General features: G+C 55.1%; 16 protein-coding genes. 14 read left to right on the forward strand and 2 right to left on the reverse strand.

The genetic code is table 11. From position 1 onward, the window contains the following. The first annotated feature begins 12 nt into the window (after nucleotides 1-12). Genes CULFRC11_RS01470 through CULFRC11_RS01480 form a run of 3 tightly spaced genes read left to right on the forward strand, consistent with a single transcriptional unit; the run spans nucleotide 13 to nucleotide 2,714 of the window. On the forward strand, nucleotides 13-759 hold the full coding sequence (locus CULFRC11_RS01470) for a phosphoglyceromutase (RefSeq protein WP_013910708.1): 747 nt from the start codon (nucleotides 13-15) through the stop codon (nucleotides 757-759). Between the two features lie 20 nt (nucleotides 760-779). Then, the gene (locus tag CULFRC11_RS01475; RefSeq protein WP_013910709.1) at nucleotides 780-2,018 is read left to right on the forward strand and encodes a sensor histidine kinase; all 1,239 of its coding nucleotides are present in this window, start codon (nucleotides 780-782) and stop codon (nucleotides 2,016-2,018) included. Further along, entirely contained in the window at nucleotides 2,019-2,714 is a 696-nt protein-coding gene (locus CULFRC11_RS01480) for a response regulator transcription factor (protein WP_013910710.1), read from the forward strand. On the opposite strand, the gene CULFRC11_RS01485 is transcribed toward CULFRC11_RS01480, so the two are convergent. Then, entirely contained in the window at nucleotides 2,711-3,646 is a 936-nt protein-coding gene (locus tag CULFRC11_RS01485; protein ID WP_023635043.1) for a DUF3109 family protein, read from the reverse strand. The two genes, CULFRC11_RS01480 and CULFRC11_RS01485, sit on opposite strands and share 4 nt — an antisense overlap. Nucleotides 3,647-3,678: 32 nt before the next feature. On the opposite strand from CULFRC11_RS01485, the gene CULFRC11_RS01490 reads away from it, so the two are divergent. The 7 genes from CULFRC11_RS01490 to CULFRC11_RS01515 all read left to right on the forward strand — a co-directional run bounded on the left by CULFRC11_RS01490 (nucleotide 3,679) and on the right by CULFRC11_RS01515 (nucleotide 9,316). After that, complete coding sequence (locus tag CULFRC11_RS01490; RefSeq protein ID WP_013910712.1) at nucleotides 3,679-4,644, forward strand: Ppx/GppA family phosphatase; 966 nt, start codon at nucleotides 3,679-3,681, stop codon at nucleotides 4,642-4,644. Continuing rightward, nucleotides 4,641-5,738: an Rv0497 family membrane protein gene (locus tag CULFRC11_RS01495; RefSeq protein ID WP_023635044.1), complete on the forward strand. Its 1,098-nt coding sequence runs from the start codon at nucleotides 4,641-4,643 to the stop codon at nucleotides 5,736-5,738. The genes CULFRC11_RS01490 and CULFRC11_RS01495 overlap by 4 nt, the downstream gene beginning before the upstream one ends. Before the next feature lie 96 nt (nucleotides 5,739-5,834). Further along, the gene (gene proC / locus CULFRC11_RS01500; protein WP_014835876.1) at nucleotides 5,835-6,638 is read left to right on the forward strand and encodes a pyrroline-5-carboxylate reductase; all 804 of its coding nucleotides are present in this window, start codon (nucleotides 5,835-5,837) and stop codon (nucleotides 6,636-6,638) included. Nucleotides 6,639-6,926: 288 nt separating this feature from the next. Beyond that, nucleotides 6,927-7,118, forward strand: coding sequence for a helix-turn-helix domain-containing protein (locus tag CULFRC11_RS01505; protein ID WP_013241124.1), 192 nt, complete (start codon nucleotides 6,927-6,929; stop codon nucleotides 7,116-7,118). Nucleotides 7,119-7,430: 312 nt separating this feature from the next. After that, nucleotides 7,431-7,532, forward strand: coding sequence for a 30S ribosomal protein bS22 (locus CULFRC11_RS10975; protein WP_003402602.1), 102 nt, complete (start codon nucleotides 7,431-7,433; stop codon nucleotides 7,530-7,532). A gap of 82 nt (nucleotides 7,533-7,614) precedes the next feature. Next, nucleotides 7,615-8,499, forward strand: coding sequence for a DsbA family protein (locus tag CULFRC11_RS01510; RefSeq protein ID WP_023635047.1), 885 nt, complete (start codon nucleotides 7,615-7,617; stop codon nucleotides 8,497-8,499). After that, nucleotides 8,492-9,316: a cytochrome c biogenesis CcdA family protein gene (locus CULFRC11_RS01515; protein WP_023635048.1), complete on the forward strand. Its 825-nt coding sequence runs from the start codon at nucleotides 8,492-8,494 to the stop codon at nucleotides 9,314-9,316. Before CULFRC11_RS01510 ends, CULFRC11_RS01515 begins: the two co-directional genes overlap by 8 nt. Here CULFRC11_RS01515 and CULFRC11_RS01520 read toward each other — a convergent pair. Beyond that, on the reverse strand, nucleotides 9,313-10,356 hold the full coding sequence (locus CULFRC11_RS01520; RefSeq protein WP_023635049.1) for an HAD-IB family hydrolase: 1,044 nt from the start codon (nucleotides 10,354-10,356) through the stop codon (nucleotides 9,313-9,315). The genes CULFRC11_RS01515 and CULFRC11_RS01520 overlap by 4 nt on opposite strands. Nucleotides 10,357-10,468: 112 nt before the next feature. Between CULFRC11_RS01520 and CULFRC11_RS01525 the strand changes: the two genes are divergently transcribed. From CULFRC11_RS01525 to CULFRC11_RS01540, 4 genes are all read left to right on the forward strand, one after another. Continuing rightward, nucleotides 10,469-10,705, forward strand: a complete 237-nt coding sequence (locus CULFRC11_RS01525) for a glutaredoxin family protein (RefSeq protein ID WP_013910718.1) — start codon at nucleotides 10,469-10,471, stop codon at nucleotides 10,703-10,705. Nucleotides 10,706-10,869: 164 nt separating this feature from the next. Then, nucleotides 10,870-12,234, forward strand: a complete 1,365-nt coding sequence (locus CULFRC11_RS01530) for a glutamyl-tRNA reductase (protein ID WP_038620323.1) — start codon at nucleotides 10,870-10,872, stop codon at nucleotides 12,232-12,234. Between the two features lie 2 nt (nucleotides 12,235-12,236). Then, nucleotides 12,237-13,127 carry a hydroxymethylbilane synthase gene (hemC, locus tag CULFRC11_RS01535; RefSeq protein WP_023635051.1) on the forward strand — a complete coding sequence of 297 codons (891 nt, stop codon included), beginning with the start codon at nucleotides 12,237-12,239 and terminating at the stop codon, nucleotides 13,125-13,127. Between the two features lie 256 nt (nucleotides 13,128-13,383). Further along, entirely contained in the window at nucleotides 13,384-15,072 is a 1,689-nt protein-coding gene (locus tag CULFRC11_RS01540) for a bifunctional uroporphyrinogen-III C-methyltransferase/uroporphyrinogen-III synthase (protein WP_023635052.1), read from the forward strand. Nucleotides 15,073-15,095 lie beyond the last annotated feature (23 nt).

The raw sequence follows: 15,095 nt of genomic DNA on the forward strand, positions 1-15,095 counted from the left end.
CAAACTGAGCCTATGACTATCGGAAAACTGATTCTTCTCCGTCACGGACAAAGCGAGTGGAACGCCTCCAACCAATTCACTGGTTGGGTGGACGTTAACCTCACCGAGCAAGGCGAGGCCGAGGCCAAGCGTGGCGGCGAGATGCTGAAGCAACAGGATGTCCTGCCAACTGTTGTGTACACATCACTTCTTCGTCGAGCAATCCGCACCGCCAACATCGCGCTTAACGCAGCAGATCGCCATTGGATCCCTGTCGTGCGCGACTGGCGTCTCAACGAGCGTCACTATGGTGCGCTGCAGGGCCTGAACAAGGCTGAGACCAAGGATAAGTACGGCGCAGATCAGTTCATGGAATGGCGTCGTTCCTACGGAACTCCTCCTCCAGAGCTGGAAGATTCCAGCGAGTTCTCCCAGGCCAACGATCCTCGCTATGCCGATCTTCCTCAGGTGCCACGCACAGAATGCCTGAAAGACGTCGTGGATCGTTTTGTTCCTTATTTTGAAGAGGAAATCCTGCCGCGGGCGCAGAAGGGCGAGACTGTTCTTATTGCAGCGCATGGCAATTCTTTGCGTGCATTAGTCAAGCATCTTGACAATATCTCGGATGCAGATATTGCCGAGCTCAATATTCCTACCGGAATTCCGCTGGTATACGAGCTTGACCAGGACGGAAAGGTTCTTAACCCGGGTGGCACCTACCTTGATCCAGAGGCAGCGGCAGCAGGTGCTGCGGCAGTTGCTGCACAAGGCGGCAAATAACAGGTTACGATGGTGAGCTAGTGAACGTTTTACTAGCTTTCGTATTGGGCGCGGCTCTTATGGGCCTCGCCCTACCCGCGTTTAAATGGGTGCAAGGACGGCCTGGGCGATACCATCGAACGCTCGCCGGCGCCCATGCCAACCAGGTGACCACGGTGGGGCAAATGCTGCACTTGGCTGTGCAGGGATCGCCCACGGGAGTCACTGTGGTGGATCGCACGGGCAGTGTTCTCTTGTCCAATGCGCGGGCTCATGACATGGGCATTGTGCATGAAAGAACCCTGAATCCTGATATTTGGGCGCTTTCTCAAGAGGTTTTTGAGGATCGGGATACCCACTCCCTGGAGTTGGCTATTGCGGATAGGCGTACGCGCATTACGTCGGTACGGGCGATGGTGAAACCCCTCACCTTGGTGGATGACCGCTACGTGATCGTCTTTAGTACCGATGAATCAGAGAATCAGCGTATGGAGGCTGCACGGCGGGACTTTGTGGCCAATGTGTCTCATGAGCTGAAAACCCCGGTGGGGGGCATGGCTTTGCTAGCAGAGGCAATAACGCAAGGCTCAGATGATCAAGAGCAGGTTGAATACTTTGGTAAACGCCTACAAAAAGAGGCGCATCGGCTTGCGGACATGATTAATGAGCTGATCTCCTTGTCTAAGCTGCAGGGGGCGGAGGCCCTGCCTGATCTACAGCCAGTTGCGGTGGATGAGATCATCGATGAAGCCCTGAGTCGGAATCACCTCGCCGCCGAGAACGCGGGCATTGAGCTGACGCGGGGGAAGAAGTGCGGCGTTGAAGTGATGGGGGATAGAAGCCTTTTGGTTACGGCAGTATCCAACCTCATCAGCAACGCTATTAATTATTCTCCGAATGCGATGCCGGTATCAGTGACCACCAAAGTGCTTTTCGACGAGCTCGTGCTCATCCGCGTTATCGACAGCGGCATTGGTATCTCCCCAGAAAACCAAAGTCGAGTTTTTGAGCGATTCTTCCGAGTGGACAAAGCACGGTCGCGCTCTACCGGAGGAACCGGTTTGGGTCTGGCTATTGTGAAGCACGTTGCTGCTAATCATGGGGGGGATGTAAAACTGTGGTCACGTCCCGGAACCGGCTCGACGTTTACCATTGACTTACCGATCTATCACCCCGAGGAACCTGCGTCTGCAGATTCCGTTGATACCGAATCGGATTCAGAATTATTGCTCCACCCCAGCGTGCCTCGTGGGGACTCTCGCCGAAAGGACAAGGCCTAAATGATTACTATTCTTCTGGTTGAAGATGAAGAGTCCCTTGCTGATCCGCTGGCGTTTTTATTACGCAAGGAGGGGTTTGAGGTGGTCGTCGCTGGCGACGGTCCTACAGCGCTAGTGGAATTTGAAAAGAACGACATCGACATCGTGCTGCTCGACCTCATGTTGCCTGGCATGTCTGGAACCGACGTGTGCAAGCGGTTGCGCAAGGTGTCGAGTGTCCCAGTGATTATGGTGACCGCTCGCGACTCTGAGATAGACAAGGTCGTGGGCCTGGAACTTGGCGCAGACGATTATGTGACTAAGCCTTATTCGGCGAGAGAGCTTATTGCACGAATTCGCGCAGTGTTGCGACGCGGTGGCGAGCAACAAGTAGCAGATTACGAGGAAGACGGCGACGACATCCTCGGTGGTGACCGCGTACGCATGGACGTGGAACGCCACACGGTTACCGTGGCAGGAGAAAGCATTTCTATGCCACTGAAAGAATTCGACCTGTTGGAATATCTCATGCGTAACTCCGGGCGAGTCCTCACGAGGGGGCAGCTTATCGACCGCATCTGGGGTGCAGATTACGTGGGAGATACCAAGACACTGGACGTCCACGTTAAGCGCCTGCGCTCCAAGATTGAAGAAGAACCTTCTTCTCCTAAACACCTGGTTACAGTGCGGGGATTGGGCTACAAGTTTGAAGATTAGGATCCGTCGAGGGCGTGAGTGCCCGCAGCTACGCTAGCCGGATGCGGACTAAAAATACCTGCGGGAACGCCCCTACGCCGGGCGTCATCCCGCGTGCGGCACACACGCGCTAGAAATTCGTATGAAGGATCTCCCATGAGTGCCCTAAGCTCTGCCTCATGAGTCACCCATAACGGATCGGAGTTACTGTGGCACGCAGGCGCGGTGGTGCAGTACCAATCAAAGTCCTCGCCGCCGTTGCCCCAACCGCGCCGTTCATATTCTGTGATGGTTGTGCGCAGGATCTCCACGCCGTCGGCACGCTCTTCGTATGCTTCGAGTCTGCGTAACGGAAGCTGCCAGCATACTTCTGGTTTGACCACCGTGAGATCGTGGCCTGTGTCGAGCGCCCATTGATGAATCGCACAGCCGGTGCCGGTGGGCCAGCCCTCGCGGTTGGCAAAGATACATGCGCCGTCGACCACTGTGGTTTTCAATGCTGGTTCTGGTTCGCCGTTATCGTCGTCTAGCTCATCCCACACTAGCCAGGGCTCTGTTTCTGTGGGGTCGTAGGTGGAAAGGAATGCGTCAGTTCCTTCTGGGCGCAGCTGCCAATACCGCGCGGGCATCTTTGTGACAGCCTGTAACAGCTGCTCGCGGTCCTCGTCATCGGAGAGATAAGCCCCGTGGCCGCAACATCCTACGGAAGGAAGAGACGCGTCGATACCTCTGCATGATTCAGTGCCAAAGGCACAGGAATATGTGGATTCGATCCAGGTGAGGTCGATGCTGAATTGATGCATCGGGTCTTCCGGATTGGTGAACTCAAACCATTGTCGCGGAAAATCTGGCGGTAATTCGTCGCCGCGTCGGATCGAGTCTGCAGCCGGCGAAAACTCGGGAAAGCCAAGATGCACTGGAGCAGATTCGGGAGTGGTTTTGGGGTCATTCACACTGGACAGGCTATACGGTCTACCCTGGAGTGGTGCGATTAGGTGTATTGGACGTGGGAAGTAACACGGTTCACTTGGTGGCGGTGGACGCCCAACAGGGTGGTCGCCCGACTCCAATGAGTGACTGGAAAACCACCTTAAAGCTGGTGGGCTATCTGGATAAGAAGGGGGCTATCACCGCTGCCGGAGTGGATAAACTCGTGGCTTCGGTTGCGGAAGCCGCTGCTTTAGCTCAGCAACTTGGATGTGAAGAGCTCATGCCTTTTGCTACTTCTGCGGTGCGTTCAGCAACTAACTCTGAAGAGGTGCTTGCGGAGGTCTCCAAACATACGGGGGTTAACCTTGAAGTGCTCTCTGGCAGGGACGAAGCCAGATTGACTTTTCTTGCCGTACGGCGTTGGTATGGTTGGTCAGCTGGGCGGATTATTAACCTAGATATTGGCGGGGGATCGCTAGAAATGTCGACGGGGGAGAACGAAAACCCGGATGCGGCTTTCTCTTTGGATCTTGGTGCTGCTCGTCTTACACACAATTGGTTTGATACGGATCCTCCTGAACGTAAAAAGATCAACCTTCTGCGTGACTTTATCGATGCTGAATTGGTTGAGAGTGCAAAAACACTGAAGGCCTATGGCGAGGCGCGCCTGGCTGTGGGAACCTCAAAAACTTTCCGCACCTTGGGTCGTCTCACTGGTGCAGCCCCGTCTTCTGCCGGGCCCTTTGTCAAACGCGAGCTTAGTGCCCCTGGTCTGCGGCAATTGATTGCTTTTATTTCCAGGATGACGGCCGCAGATCGGGCAGAGCTGGAGGGCGTGAGCGCTAATAGATCGCAGCAGATTGTAGCGGGGGCGCTTGTTGCAGAAGCCGCTATGAGAGCGCTCGGAATTGAACATTTAGAAATTTGCCCATGGGCACTCCGTGAGGGCGTCATACTTCGGCGTATAGAACAGGGTATTGTGCCAAAGGAAACCCTTTTAGTAGAGAAGTGGGAGAGATGAGCGAGAAACAACTCACCGTTGCGGAACTATTGGCGCGTTCCGGCAAAAACGGCGGTAGCTCCGAAACTCCGCGACGTCGACGCCGCAACCTGGAAGACGGTGGCATTTCCGTTGCGGAGTTGACTGGCAGCATTCCCAAGGTGGCCGCTAAACCCGCCGAGTCGAAGCACTCCAGCCAGCCTATCGACGTCCCTGCTTCCTCTGCCGCGTCGTCTAGCGTGGGAGAACCGGAGAGCGTTGCGCAAGACCCCCGTACGCAACCTGCGGCTTTTGCGGACCCTGCATCTCATGCCCCTGCCCCGTTCGCGGACGCATTCCCCACGACTTCTCGGACTCAAGCCATAAAACCTCAAGCCATAAAACGCGATGCTGCGTTTAACGCGGTCAAGGAACAGTCGGAGAAGACTCAGGAGCGCCAAGCTGCAAACCAAGCTGAGGAGCTTCTCGCAGCTGATAAGACAGAGACACCTGTCGCCCCGGAAACTTCTGTAGCCGAGATCCCCAGCAAGGAACAAACCATTGTTCTTAGCGTTGTGGACGAGAAAGATCCGGTTCGTCTGACTACTGACTCCTTCCCGGCGGTGTCGAAAAATTCGCACAATGATGAGGTGCAGGTTTCGGCTGATTCTCTTGGTGTGCCGGCCGTAGATCCTGCCGAGGCCGCAGATATTCCTCCTGTGGAGACCTTCAATGCCGCTGAAGAGACCAGCACATTTGCGGTTGTAGAAGACGAGGCTGAGGCGTTTTATGACGTAGAAGATGACTACGAGGCCTACGAAGACGCAGACGAGTTTGCTGATGAGTATGACGAATACGATGAATACTACGAAGATGAGGAAGAGGAACAAGTCTCTGCCATGGGAGTCATCTTTATGGCTTTGGCAGGAATCGCCCTCGGCGTTGTGATTTTCTTAGGCTTCCAACAGTTGTGGGGTGCCTTGGGTAAAGCGATTGTGGCGGCGTTGGCTGTGGCTGTAACTGGAGCTATTGTTGGCGTTGTTCATGCTTTGCGTACTGAACGTGACCGTGAATCTATGATCCTTGCAGGCGTTGCCGGCTTGGTTATGACATTTGGTCCTTTGCTTGTGGCTTAATCCCTGCGTGAAGGGTATTAAGGGCTGATGGAGAGTGATCTTCCGTCGGCCCTTCTCTTTTGCTGTTGGTGTGTCGAGCGTGGCAGAGTGGTCGCCATGACTTCAATTGCAGTGATTGGTGGCGGCAAGATCGGTGAAGCCCTTATCTCGGGACTCATTGCTGCGGGCATGAGCCCTAAAAATATCAACGTCACCAACAGGAACGTGGAGCACGGTCAGGCTCTTAAAGAAAAGTACGGCATCGTATCTTTTACGGAGAATATTCCTGCCGTTGACGAGGTTGACGTTGTATTTTTATGCGTCAAACCAAAACAGATTATTAATGTGGTTGAGGAGATCGCAGACGCGGTCGATAACAACTCCAACACCATCGTGGTTTCTATGGCGGCAGGCGTGAGTACTGCGGCTATCGAAGAGATTTTGGCGGCGGGCTCGCCTGTGATCCGCGTTATGCCTAATACTCCGATGCTGGTGGGCAAAGGGAATTCAGCAGTCGCACCTGGCCGTTTCGCGGATCAATCCGCGGTGGAGCAGGTGTGTAAGCTGCTGGAAACAGTCGGTAACGTCACGTTGATAGAAGAATCTGATTTAGATGCTGTTGTCGCTTTATCGGGTTCTTCGCCGGCATATGTTTTTCTCTTTGCTGAGGCGCTTATCGACGCTGGCGTGCATCTGGGTCTGAATCGCGATCAAGCCAAGGAACTGGCAGTTAACGCATTTTATGGGGCGGCTGCAATGCTTAAGGAGACTGGGGAGGAACCTGCGCAATTACGCTCTAACGTTTGTTCTCCGGCAGGCACCACTATTGCAGCTATCCGTGAGCTGGAGGAAAGCGGCTTGCGGGGAATGGTATATCGTGCGGCTGAAGCTGCTGCGAAGAGAAATAACGAGCTGGGTTAATTTCGTCAAAAGCTCAAGGGATGGATGCAGGTCTTCTACCCCTTGAGCTTTCCCCTTTTTACTGAACCTGTACTTGAGGGTTGGGGTTTTGATGTTTCGCCTGTGACCAGTTGTTTCTACTGGGAAGTGGAGGGTATTTGCGTGACTTATGTTGCGCTTGAGGAAATAAAATAACAGGTGGGTCGCAAGTGTCACACGTTTCACGCTAAGCTTTGTTAAGCACGTGCGTGTTCGTTCTGCGGGAGGGGAAGCCTGCAGCGCGTGACTTGCTGAAGGGTTAGATAAATTATGGCTAGAGAAGATAATGGCACTTTTTTGACAGTCGCCGAGGTCGCGGAGATTATGCGCGTATCTAAAATGACCGTTTATCGGTTGGTTCACTCTGGTGAACTTCCGGCAGTTCGCGTGGGACGCAGCTTCCGCGTGCACGAAAAGGCTGTTAACGAGTACCTGGATGCCTCCTACTACGACGTGGGATAAACATCTTGAGAGCTTTGCCGAGGGGCAGTTTCCGCCAGTATTTCTGGGGTGACTGCCCCTCGTTATTTGTGTGACTCTTGGGGGCGTTTTTGGTCTCTGGTGTGAGCGTCGGTATTATTGTGACCATTCGTGTCAGACAACAGCCCCAACCGGCGGTTGCCGCATGTCTAGTGAGGGTTACCGCCCTCCCAAGATAGGCAGTAACCCTGCGCGGGCGGATGTGCACTTCGGCCGCGTATGCATTGCAAAAGAGACCGTGGGGCTTCTGACAGGGAAGTACGTACACCGATCAATAAAGCGAGGGAAACCGTTATGGGTTCTGTCATCAAGAAGCGCCGCAAGCGCATGTCCAAGAAAAAGCACCGCAAGTTGCTGCGCCGTACTCGCGTTCAGCGTAGAAAGCTCGGTAAATAAAGCATTCACCGCCCAGGGATTACCCTGGGCGGTTTTGTTATGGTGTAAAAAGGTTTTTCACAACAAAAGGAGCCCTAACTTTATGTTTTCAGCAAAGCGTCCAGCGGTTGTGGCGCTGCTTATCGTTATTCTTCTCATCGTTGGCATTGGCGCTTATACCTTGGGCCGTGGCTCTGCCACGAAAAACGAGGGCACCTCTGCTAACAAAGCAGGAACGTCACAAGAATCTGCAGGGCCTTCCTTGCCTCCAGGCTTTACGGGCAAGACCGGTTCCTCCCGGGTAACGCCGGGCACAAAGACTGATGGCCCCGTCGCACTGGCAAATGGTTCTTATGACGCCATGATTTACGGTCCCGGAAAAGAACTGAAATCAGCGGAAGATATCCTTAATGTGCATCGTCGAAACGCAAAGGATCCTTTTGCGATTGGCGCGCTCGACGCACCCGTCGTGATTTCGGAATACTCTGATTTTGAGTGCCCTTTCTGCGCAAAGTGGTCTAACGAGACCGAGCCGACGATCATCAAGGACTACGTTGAAAAGGGTCTCGTTCGTATCGAATGGAATGACTTACCCGTTAACGGTCCTGATGCGGTCTCAGCAGCTAAAGCCGGACGAGCTGCTGCGGCGCAAGGTAAATTCAACGAATTCCGCAGCGCACTTTTCCAGGCCAGCAAAACCATCAAGGGGCACCCCGAAAATAAGTTGGCCAACTTTGAGGAGTTCGCTAGGCAGGCAGGCGTGAAAGACATGGCGCGCTTTAGCCGAGAGGCCACCGATAATACGTATGACTCCGTGGTGAACAAGGCACGCGAATACGCTGGCTCTTTGGGGATCAACGGAACTCCCGGCTTTGTCGTGGGTACCCAGTATGTCTCTGGTGCACAGCCCACTGAGGTCTTTGTCCGCGCTATTGAGGCGGAACTAGCCAAGGTCGCAGACGGAGAGGTTGCCGTTCCACGTGTCTGATATTGGATTACTTGGAGCATTCCTGGGAGGAGTTCTGGCTCTGCTGAGTCCGTGTTCTGCGCTGCTGCTCCCGGCGTTCTTTGCCTACGCATTTCAGCGATCCTCCCAGATCATGGCGAGGACGGGCGTGTTCTTCCTTGGGCTAGCAGCCGTGCTGGTTCCAGTGGGTACTGCTGCGGGACGCCTCGGCGGATTTCTTGCGCTGCACCGTGAAACGTTGATTCTCGGCGGCGGGATCGTGATCGTAGTCCTGGGTATTTTTACCTTTTTCGGCGGTGGCATATCCCTGCCAGGCTTGTCTGGATTGGCAGGCCGGGTGCGCGGACAAGGATGGCTCTCTGTCTTTTTGCTAGGCGCGGCTTATGGATTCTCGGGATTCTGCGCGGGCCCATTGCTCGGCGCAGTGCTCACAACTGCCGTCGTGAGTGCCTCAAGCTCGTATGGTGCCCTCGTTTTAGGCTGCTATGCCTTGGGGATGGTCGTTCCTCTTATAGTGTTGGCGCTGTTCTGGGAACGCATTCCGCGCGGTGCACTAGGTGGCAAGATCGTGAACGTGGGCCCGCTAAAGCTCAACACCATGTCGATGATCTCTGGCGTGATTTTTGTGATCATCGGGTTAGTCTTTATGTTCACGCACGCTACGACTGGACTGCCAGGTCTCCTCAGCGTTGAAACACAGTCTCAGATTCAAGCATGGGTGCTCGACACAGTAGCTAACGTGAGCAATCTGACGTCCGTGTTGATCGCGCTAGGAATTATTGCGGTCGGATTGGTGATCTATATTCTCCGGACGCCGGAGAAAGGCAAACGGGATTAGCGTCGCCACGCTTTCCAACCGCCGAGGCTAAACGCTGCGGTGATCAGTGCGGGTAAACCGTAGGTTCGCATAGCTTTGCGCAGGCTGCGGTAGTCATGCATTTCCCAGCCGTGCTGCTTAGCCACCTTGGCTAGCGGACGATCGGGGTTAATGGCTACCGCGGTGCCCACCATGGAGAGCATAGGAACATCGTTGATGGAGTCGGAGTAAGCGGTGCACCGGCTGAGGTCGAGTCGCTCAATAGTGGCGAGCGCTGCAACTGCGTGTAACTTGCCGGGACCATGCAAAATATCGCCGACCAGTCTTCCGGTGAAGACACCATCTTTGACCTCGGCGACAGTGCCCAAAGCCCCGGTAAAGCCAAGTCGCTTGGCCAGCGATTGCGCCAGCTGGACAGGGGTGGCGCTCACCAGCCAGACCTGCTGGCCAGCAGCAATATGCTGATCTGCGAGGGACTTGGTTCCCGGCCAGAGCTTTTCACTCATATTGTTTCCCACGATTTCTTCGCAGAGCTCAACGAGTTCGTCCACGCGGCGACCTTTAATAAACTCGAGCGCCTGCTTGCGACCCTCAGCCACATCCGCTGCGTTTTCTGCGCCTGTGACTCGGAATTTGATCTGTTTCCAAGCCACGGGAAGGATCTCGCTGAATTTAAAATAACGCTTTTTGGCTAGTCCCAGGGCAAAGACAACCAGGGAAGAGCCTTGAATCAACGTATTGTCGATATCAAAGAATGCGGCGGCACCGAGATCTTGCGGGATGCTGGGATCGGGGCTGGTGACATGCGTAGCGCCGGCGGCCTCGAATGATCCTGATACAGACTCCAACCCAGAGGTGTATTCATCGAGTTCAATCCCGTAAATTTCTGCGGCGGCGAGTGCTGCAGCAGCTTCTCCGGCTTCACGCTGCGCCTGAGCGTCGATAGGAGGAAGCGCGTGTTCCTCAAAGAAACGGCGCAGGTTGCCCCGGGAGGTGGACCAACCGGCCAAGAATTCTTGTGGGGTTTGGGGCCAAGTGGGATCGGGTTGTGAGGTGCTCACGGCTGAAGATCGGGCCTTTCGACAGGGTGGAGCTTTAAGAGTAGTCTCAGTCCATCGTAGTGTCGAACAGTTAAAAAGGGCCGGTGATCTCTTTGTGTCTAGTGTAAAAAGTATGCACGAAGTGGAGCTTATGACCCGCAGGACGTGTGGTTCCTGCGCAAGGGTGGCTGAACAGATCGCCCCCGTGGTCGCCGCAGCGGGGGCGATACTGAGCATTATCGACGTAGACACGGATCGGGCGTTGGCCGCCGAATATGGCGATAGGGTTCCCGTTGTTGTTATCGACGGTGAAGAGTTTGCGTGTTGGGAAGTAGACAATGATGAGCTTGCTGCCGAACTTGGTAGTTAGCCCATGCTTTCTTGTGACTTTCTTAACGCTTGACTAGCGTTGATGCATCAGAGTGGCGAAGAAACAGTCAATCTAAAGATTGATAGCGTCGCCTTTTTAGCTAAGATTTTAAGAAAAATCGATCAAATGATCCAGGTAGACGGTATGAAAGCGGTGGTTGGTCCGTGAGTGTGCTGGTTGTTGGGATGTCTCACCGGTCGGCTCCAGTGACGCTCCTGGAACGGCTGAGTATGAACGACGAGGTGCGTTCCCAAACAGCCACCGACCTCATTGCTCGTCCCTCGCTGACTGAAGCAATGATCGTGTCTACCTGTAATCGCTTAGAGGTCTATGCGATGACATCTAGTTTTCATACGGGTGTCAATGATGTGGTGGAAGTACTCCACACCATGAGTGGCGTGGACATGGACAACCTCCGGGGGTATCTCTATGTGCGCTATGCGGATGCCGCTGCGGAACACATGATGGTGGTGGCCTCGGGTATGGACTCGATGGTGATGGGGGAACAACAAATTATTGGTCAGGTGCGCACCGCGTATCAGCAGGCTATCGAGTCAGGAACCGTGGGCCCCGCTTTGCATGGTCTGGTTCAAGCGTCTTTGCACACGGGGAAGCGCGTACACACGGAGACCGATATAGACGATGCAGGTGCTTCCATGGTTTCCTTTGCCTTTGATCGGGCAATGTCAGATGCCGGGCTGAGCGATCTGCGTGGTAAAAAAGCGCTCGTCTTGGGCGCCGGAGCGATGGCATCTTTGGCGGCTACCCATCTGGGACGATTAGGCATAGAAGAACTCGTATTTTCCAATCGAACCCGCAGCAGGGCGGAGCGGCTGGCCGAGCATTCTCGTGAAGCTGGAGTGCCCGCGGAGGTCGTCGATTTTGCATCGCGGGGGAGTGCCCTGAGTGGGGTGCATATCGCTATCTCCGCGACAGGCGCGCACACGTATACGATCTCAGCTCAAGACGTGCCGGAAAAACACTTAGGTTTGATATTCGTTGATCTTTCCATGCCTCGCGATATTAACGATGATGTTGCAGACATCGAGGGAGTACAGCTGGTCAACATTGAGAAGCTGCATGAGGCCAAGACTGAGAGCAACGATGCCGACGATGCTGCGCACAAGATCGTTGCGGAAGAACTCAGCGCATATACCTCTGCGCAGCGGGTTCGGGATGTGGCACCTGCGGTATCGGCGTTGCGTCGACACGCTTCTGGGCTGATAGCTTCCGAGCTGGAGCGACTGCATGCCCGAACCCCGGGCATGGATGAAGAAGACTTTGAAGAAGTGCAACGTACGATACGCCGGGTCGTGGATAAGCTCCTGCATCAGCCGACGGTTCGGGTCAAAGAGCTCGCGGCAAGTTCTGGAGCGGTTTCCTACGAGACCGCTCTGCAGGATCTCTTTGGCCTGCCGGTGGAAGCTCAAAGCGTAAAGCGCGGCGTCCGCGACTTGCCCGATGCCGACGTTATGGCCCTAGGGGTTAGTGACGCCAACAAAATTATCCGAGCCATCAAGGAAGACTGACCATGACTTTTACTATTGGTACGCGAGGTAGCCTTTTAGCTACCACCCAGTCGGGGCACGTGCGAGACGCCCTCGCTGCTCATGGATACTCGGCAGAATTGAGCATCGTCACCACGCCTGGGGACATCAATATGGCACCCGTGGAACGCATTGGCGTGGGCATTTTTACGCAAGCATTACGTGAAGTTCTCGTTGAAGGTGGCTGCGACATTGCTGTGCATTCCTTCAAAGATCTGCCCACGCAGCGCGATCCACGTTTCCACTTAATAGTGCCGGAGCGTGCCGACGCCCGCGATTGCCTTGTAGCCCGCGACGGCCTGACGCTGGAGGAACTTCCCCAGGGGGCGCGCATAGGAACAGGAGCTCCTCGGAGAATCTCGCAGGTCAAAGCCTTGCGCCCTGATGTGGAATGCGTACCGTTGCGTGGCAACATCGACACTCGGATGGGCAAGGTCTTTTCCGGAGAGCTCGATGCAGTCGTTCTTGCTTATGCCGGCCTATCGCGTGTGGGCCGTGGTGATGAAGCGACAGAGGTGTTCAACCCGGATCGTTTCCTTCCCGCGCCGGCACAGGGAGCTTTGGCTATCGAATGTCGCATCGACGACGCGGCTGCTATTGCTGCTATCAACTCAATCCGGGACGCGGATGATGAGACCTGTGCACTCGCTGAGCGTGTGGTGCTCAATCGGTTGGAAGCCGGATGTACGGCACCTGTGGCTGCGCATTCTGTGATCAGCGGACAAGAGCTGCATGTCACGGGAGCGGTTGTGTCTCTCGACGGACGCAAGGTTCTTCGCACCACGATGACCGGAGCGGTGACGGAGGCCGTAGCTATCGGAGAAGCTGTTGCGGCAAAACTTATCCGGGATGGCGCTGCCGAGGTGCTTTCCTGACGCGTTCAATTTCTCCTGTTCTATGAGGTAACTGAGCTGGGCGTTATAGGGAAATATTCCGCCGGTTTTTATTAAACGTCTTGCTCAATTATCCTCAAAGGTCGTTGTATTACCACACGCTTGACGCCGCTCAATCACGAGGCCCCCTCTTAGTGATTTACAGCGGCGTGAATTTGTGTTTAGCAGTCCCTCTTACTTTTCGCCCACTCCACAACTCGGAGCTCTTTGCAGTTCCTAGAAATACGGATACTTGTTCATGAGTCTCACTCCGCAGCCCAATCCGGTTACCCCTTTGCCGGAGGGAAAAGTGATCTTCGTAGGAGCAGGACCAGGAAACCCTGATCTGCTCACCGTTCGCGCCCGCGAAGTTCTCAGCCATACCGCTTTTGCCGTAGTAGACGCAGAAGTACTCCCGGGGGTTCGCTCTGTAGTCGCACGTGAACTGGATGTTCCGGCCGATAAGATTCAGGCGGCTGAGGAAGAATACGAGCGCCTCTGTGCAGAGGCGAAAGAGGCCGGCGCTCGCCGTAAGCCGCAGCGTCCAGATGCCCCGACCGCCGCTGAGATCACGGAGGTAGATGATGAGGTTCCGGTAGCGGAGATCGTCGACAAGCTTAAGGAGCTTTTGACTACGGGCGAGGACGTTATCCGCCTTGTACAGGGGAACCCTTTGTCTTGCGACCGTACCTTGGAAGAAATATCTGCGGTCACTCAAGCTGGACTGGAATTCCATGTTGTTCCAGGTATGTCCTTGCCAGCGACCGTTCCGGCTTTTGCCGGCATTGCACTGGGATCTTCTTATACGGAAACCGATGTGACTGGTGAAGACGTGGATTGGGAGCAGCTGGCGGCAGCACCTCAGCCGCTGGTTTTGCAGGCGACCAAAGATGACCTGCCCACAATAGCGGCAGAGCTCAAAGCCCGTGGGTTGGCAGCATCGACCCCGGTGACGGTGACCTCTCACGGCACGACACGTTTGCAGCGAAGCTTTGACGTCACCTTGGGTGCTCTGAGCAAGTTGGATGGGGATCTCACTGGCACCCTCGTGGTCACCTTAGGCAAAGCCGTGGATGAGCGCACCAAATATTCCTGGTGGGAGAATCGCTCGCTCTTTGGCTGGCGAGTCCTAGTACCGCGCGCTAAAGAACAAGCCGGCCCCATGAGCACATTGTTGGCTTCGCAGGGGGCAATTCCGCAAGAAGTCCCCACAATTTCCGTAGAACCGCCGCGCAACCCCGCGCAAATGGAGAAAGCCATCAAGGGAATTGTCGAGGGACGCTACCAGTGGGTGATCTTTACCAGCGTTAACGCGGTGAAAGCTGTGCGAGAAAAGATCGGTTCTTTCGGCCTCGATGCCCGCGCCTTTGCCGGCGTACGCATCGGCGCGGTGGGAACAAAAACCGCTAAGGCTATCCGCGAGCTGGGGATTACTCCCGAGCTATTGCCGCCAAGGAACCAGCAAAATGCCGCAGGGTTAGTATCGGTGTTCCCAGAGTACGTGGAAGACCTTGACCCAGTGGGAAGGGTCCTCTTGCCTCGCGCAGATATTGCAACAGACGTCCTGGTAGAAGGCCTAGAGGGCTTGGGCTGGGAAGTCGATGATGTGGTTGCATATCGCACGGTACGCGCTGCGCCGCCGAGCGCGGAAGTGCGCGACATGATTAAAAGTGGCGGTTTTGATGCAGTGTGCTTTACCTCTGCGTCGACGGTGAAAAACCTGGTGGGCATCGCCGGGAAGCCACATCAGCGCACGATCATCGCATGCATCGGTCCTATGGCAGAAGCTGCGGCAAAAGAATTAGGACTGCGAGTGGACGTGGTTCCTGAGGTGGCGGATGTCCCACACCTGGTGAACAGCCTTGCCGCTCACGTGGCACAACTGCGTGCAGCTGGTCAGCTACCACCGCCTAGGAAGAAACGACGCGCCCGGAAAAATCGTGAGTAACGTTGTTACGACGTCAGACCCAA

The sequence above is a fragment of the Corynebacterium ulcerans genome, assembly GCF_000767685.1.
GTDB lineage: Bacteria > Actinomycetota > Actinomycetes > Mycobacteriales > Mycobacteriaceae > Corynebacterium > Corynebacterium ulcerans.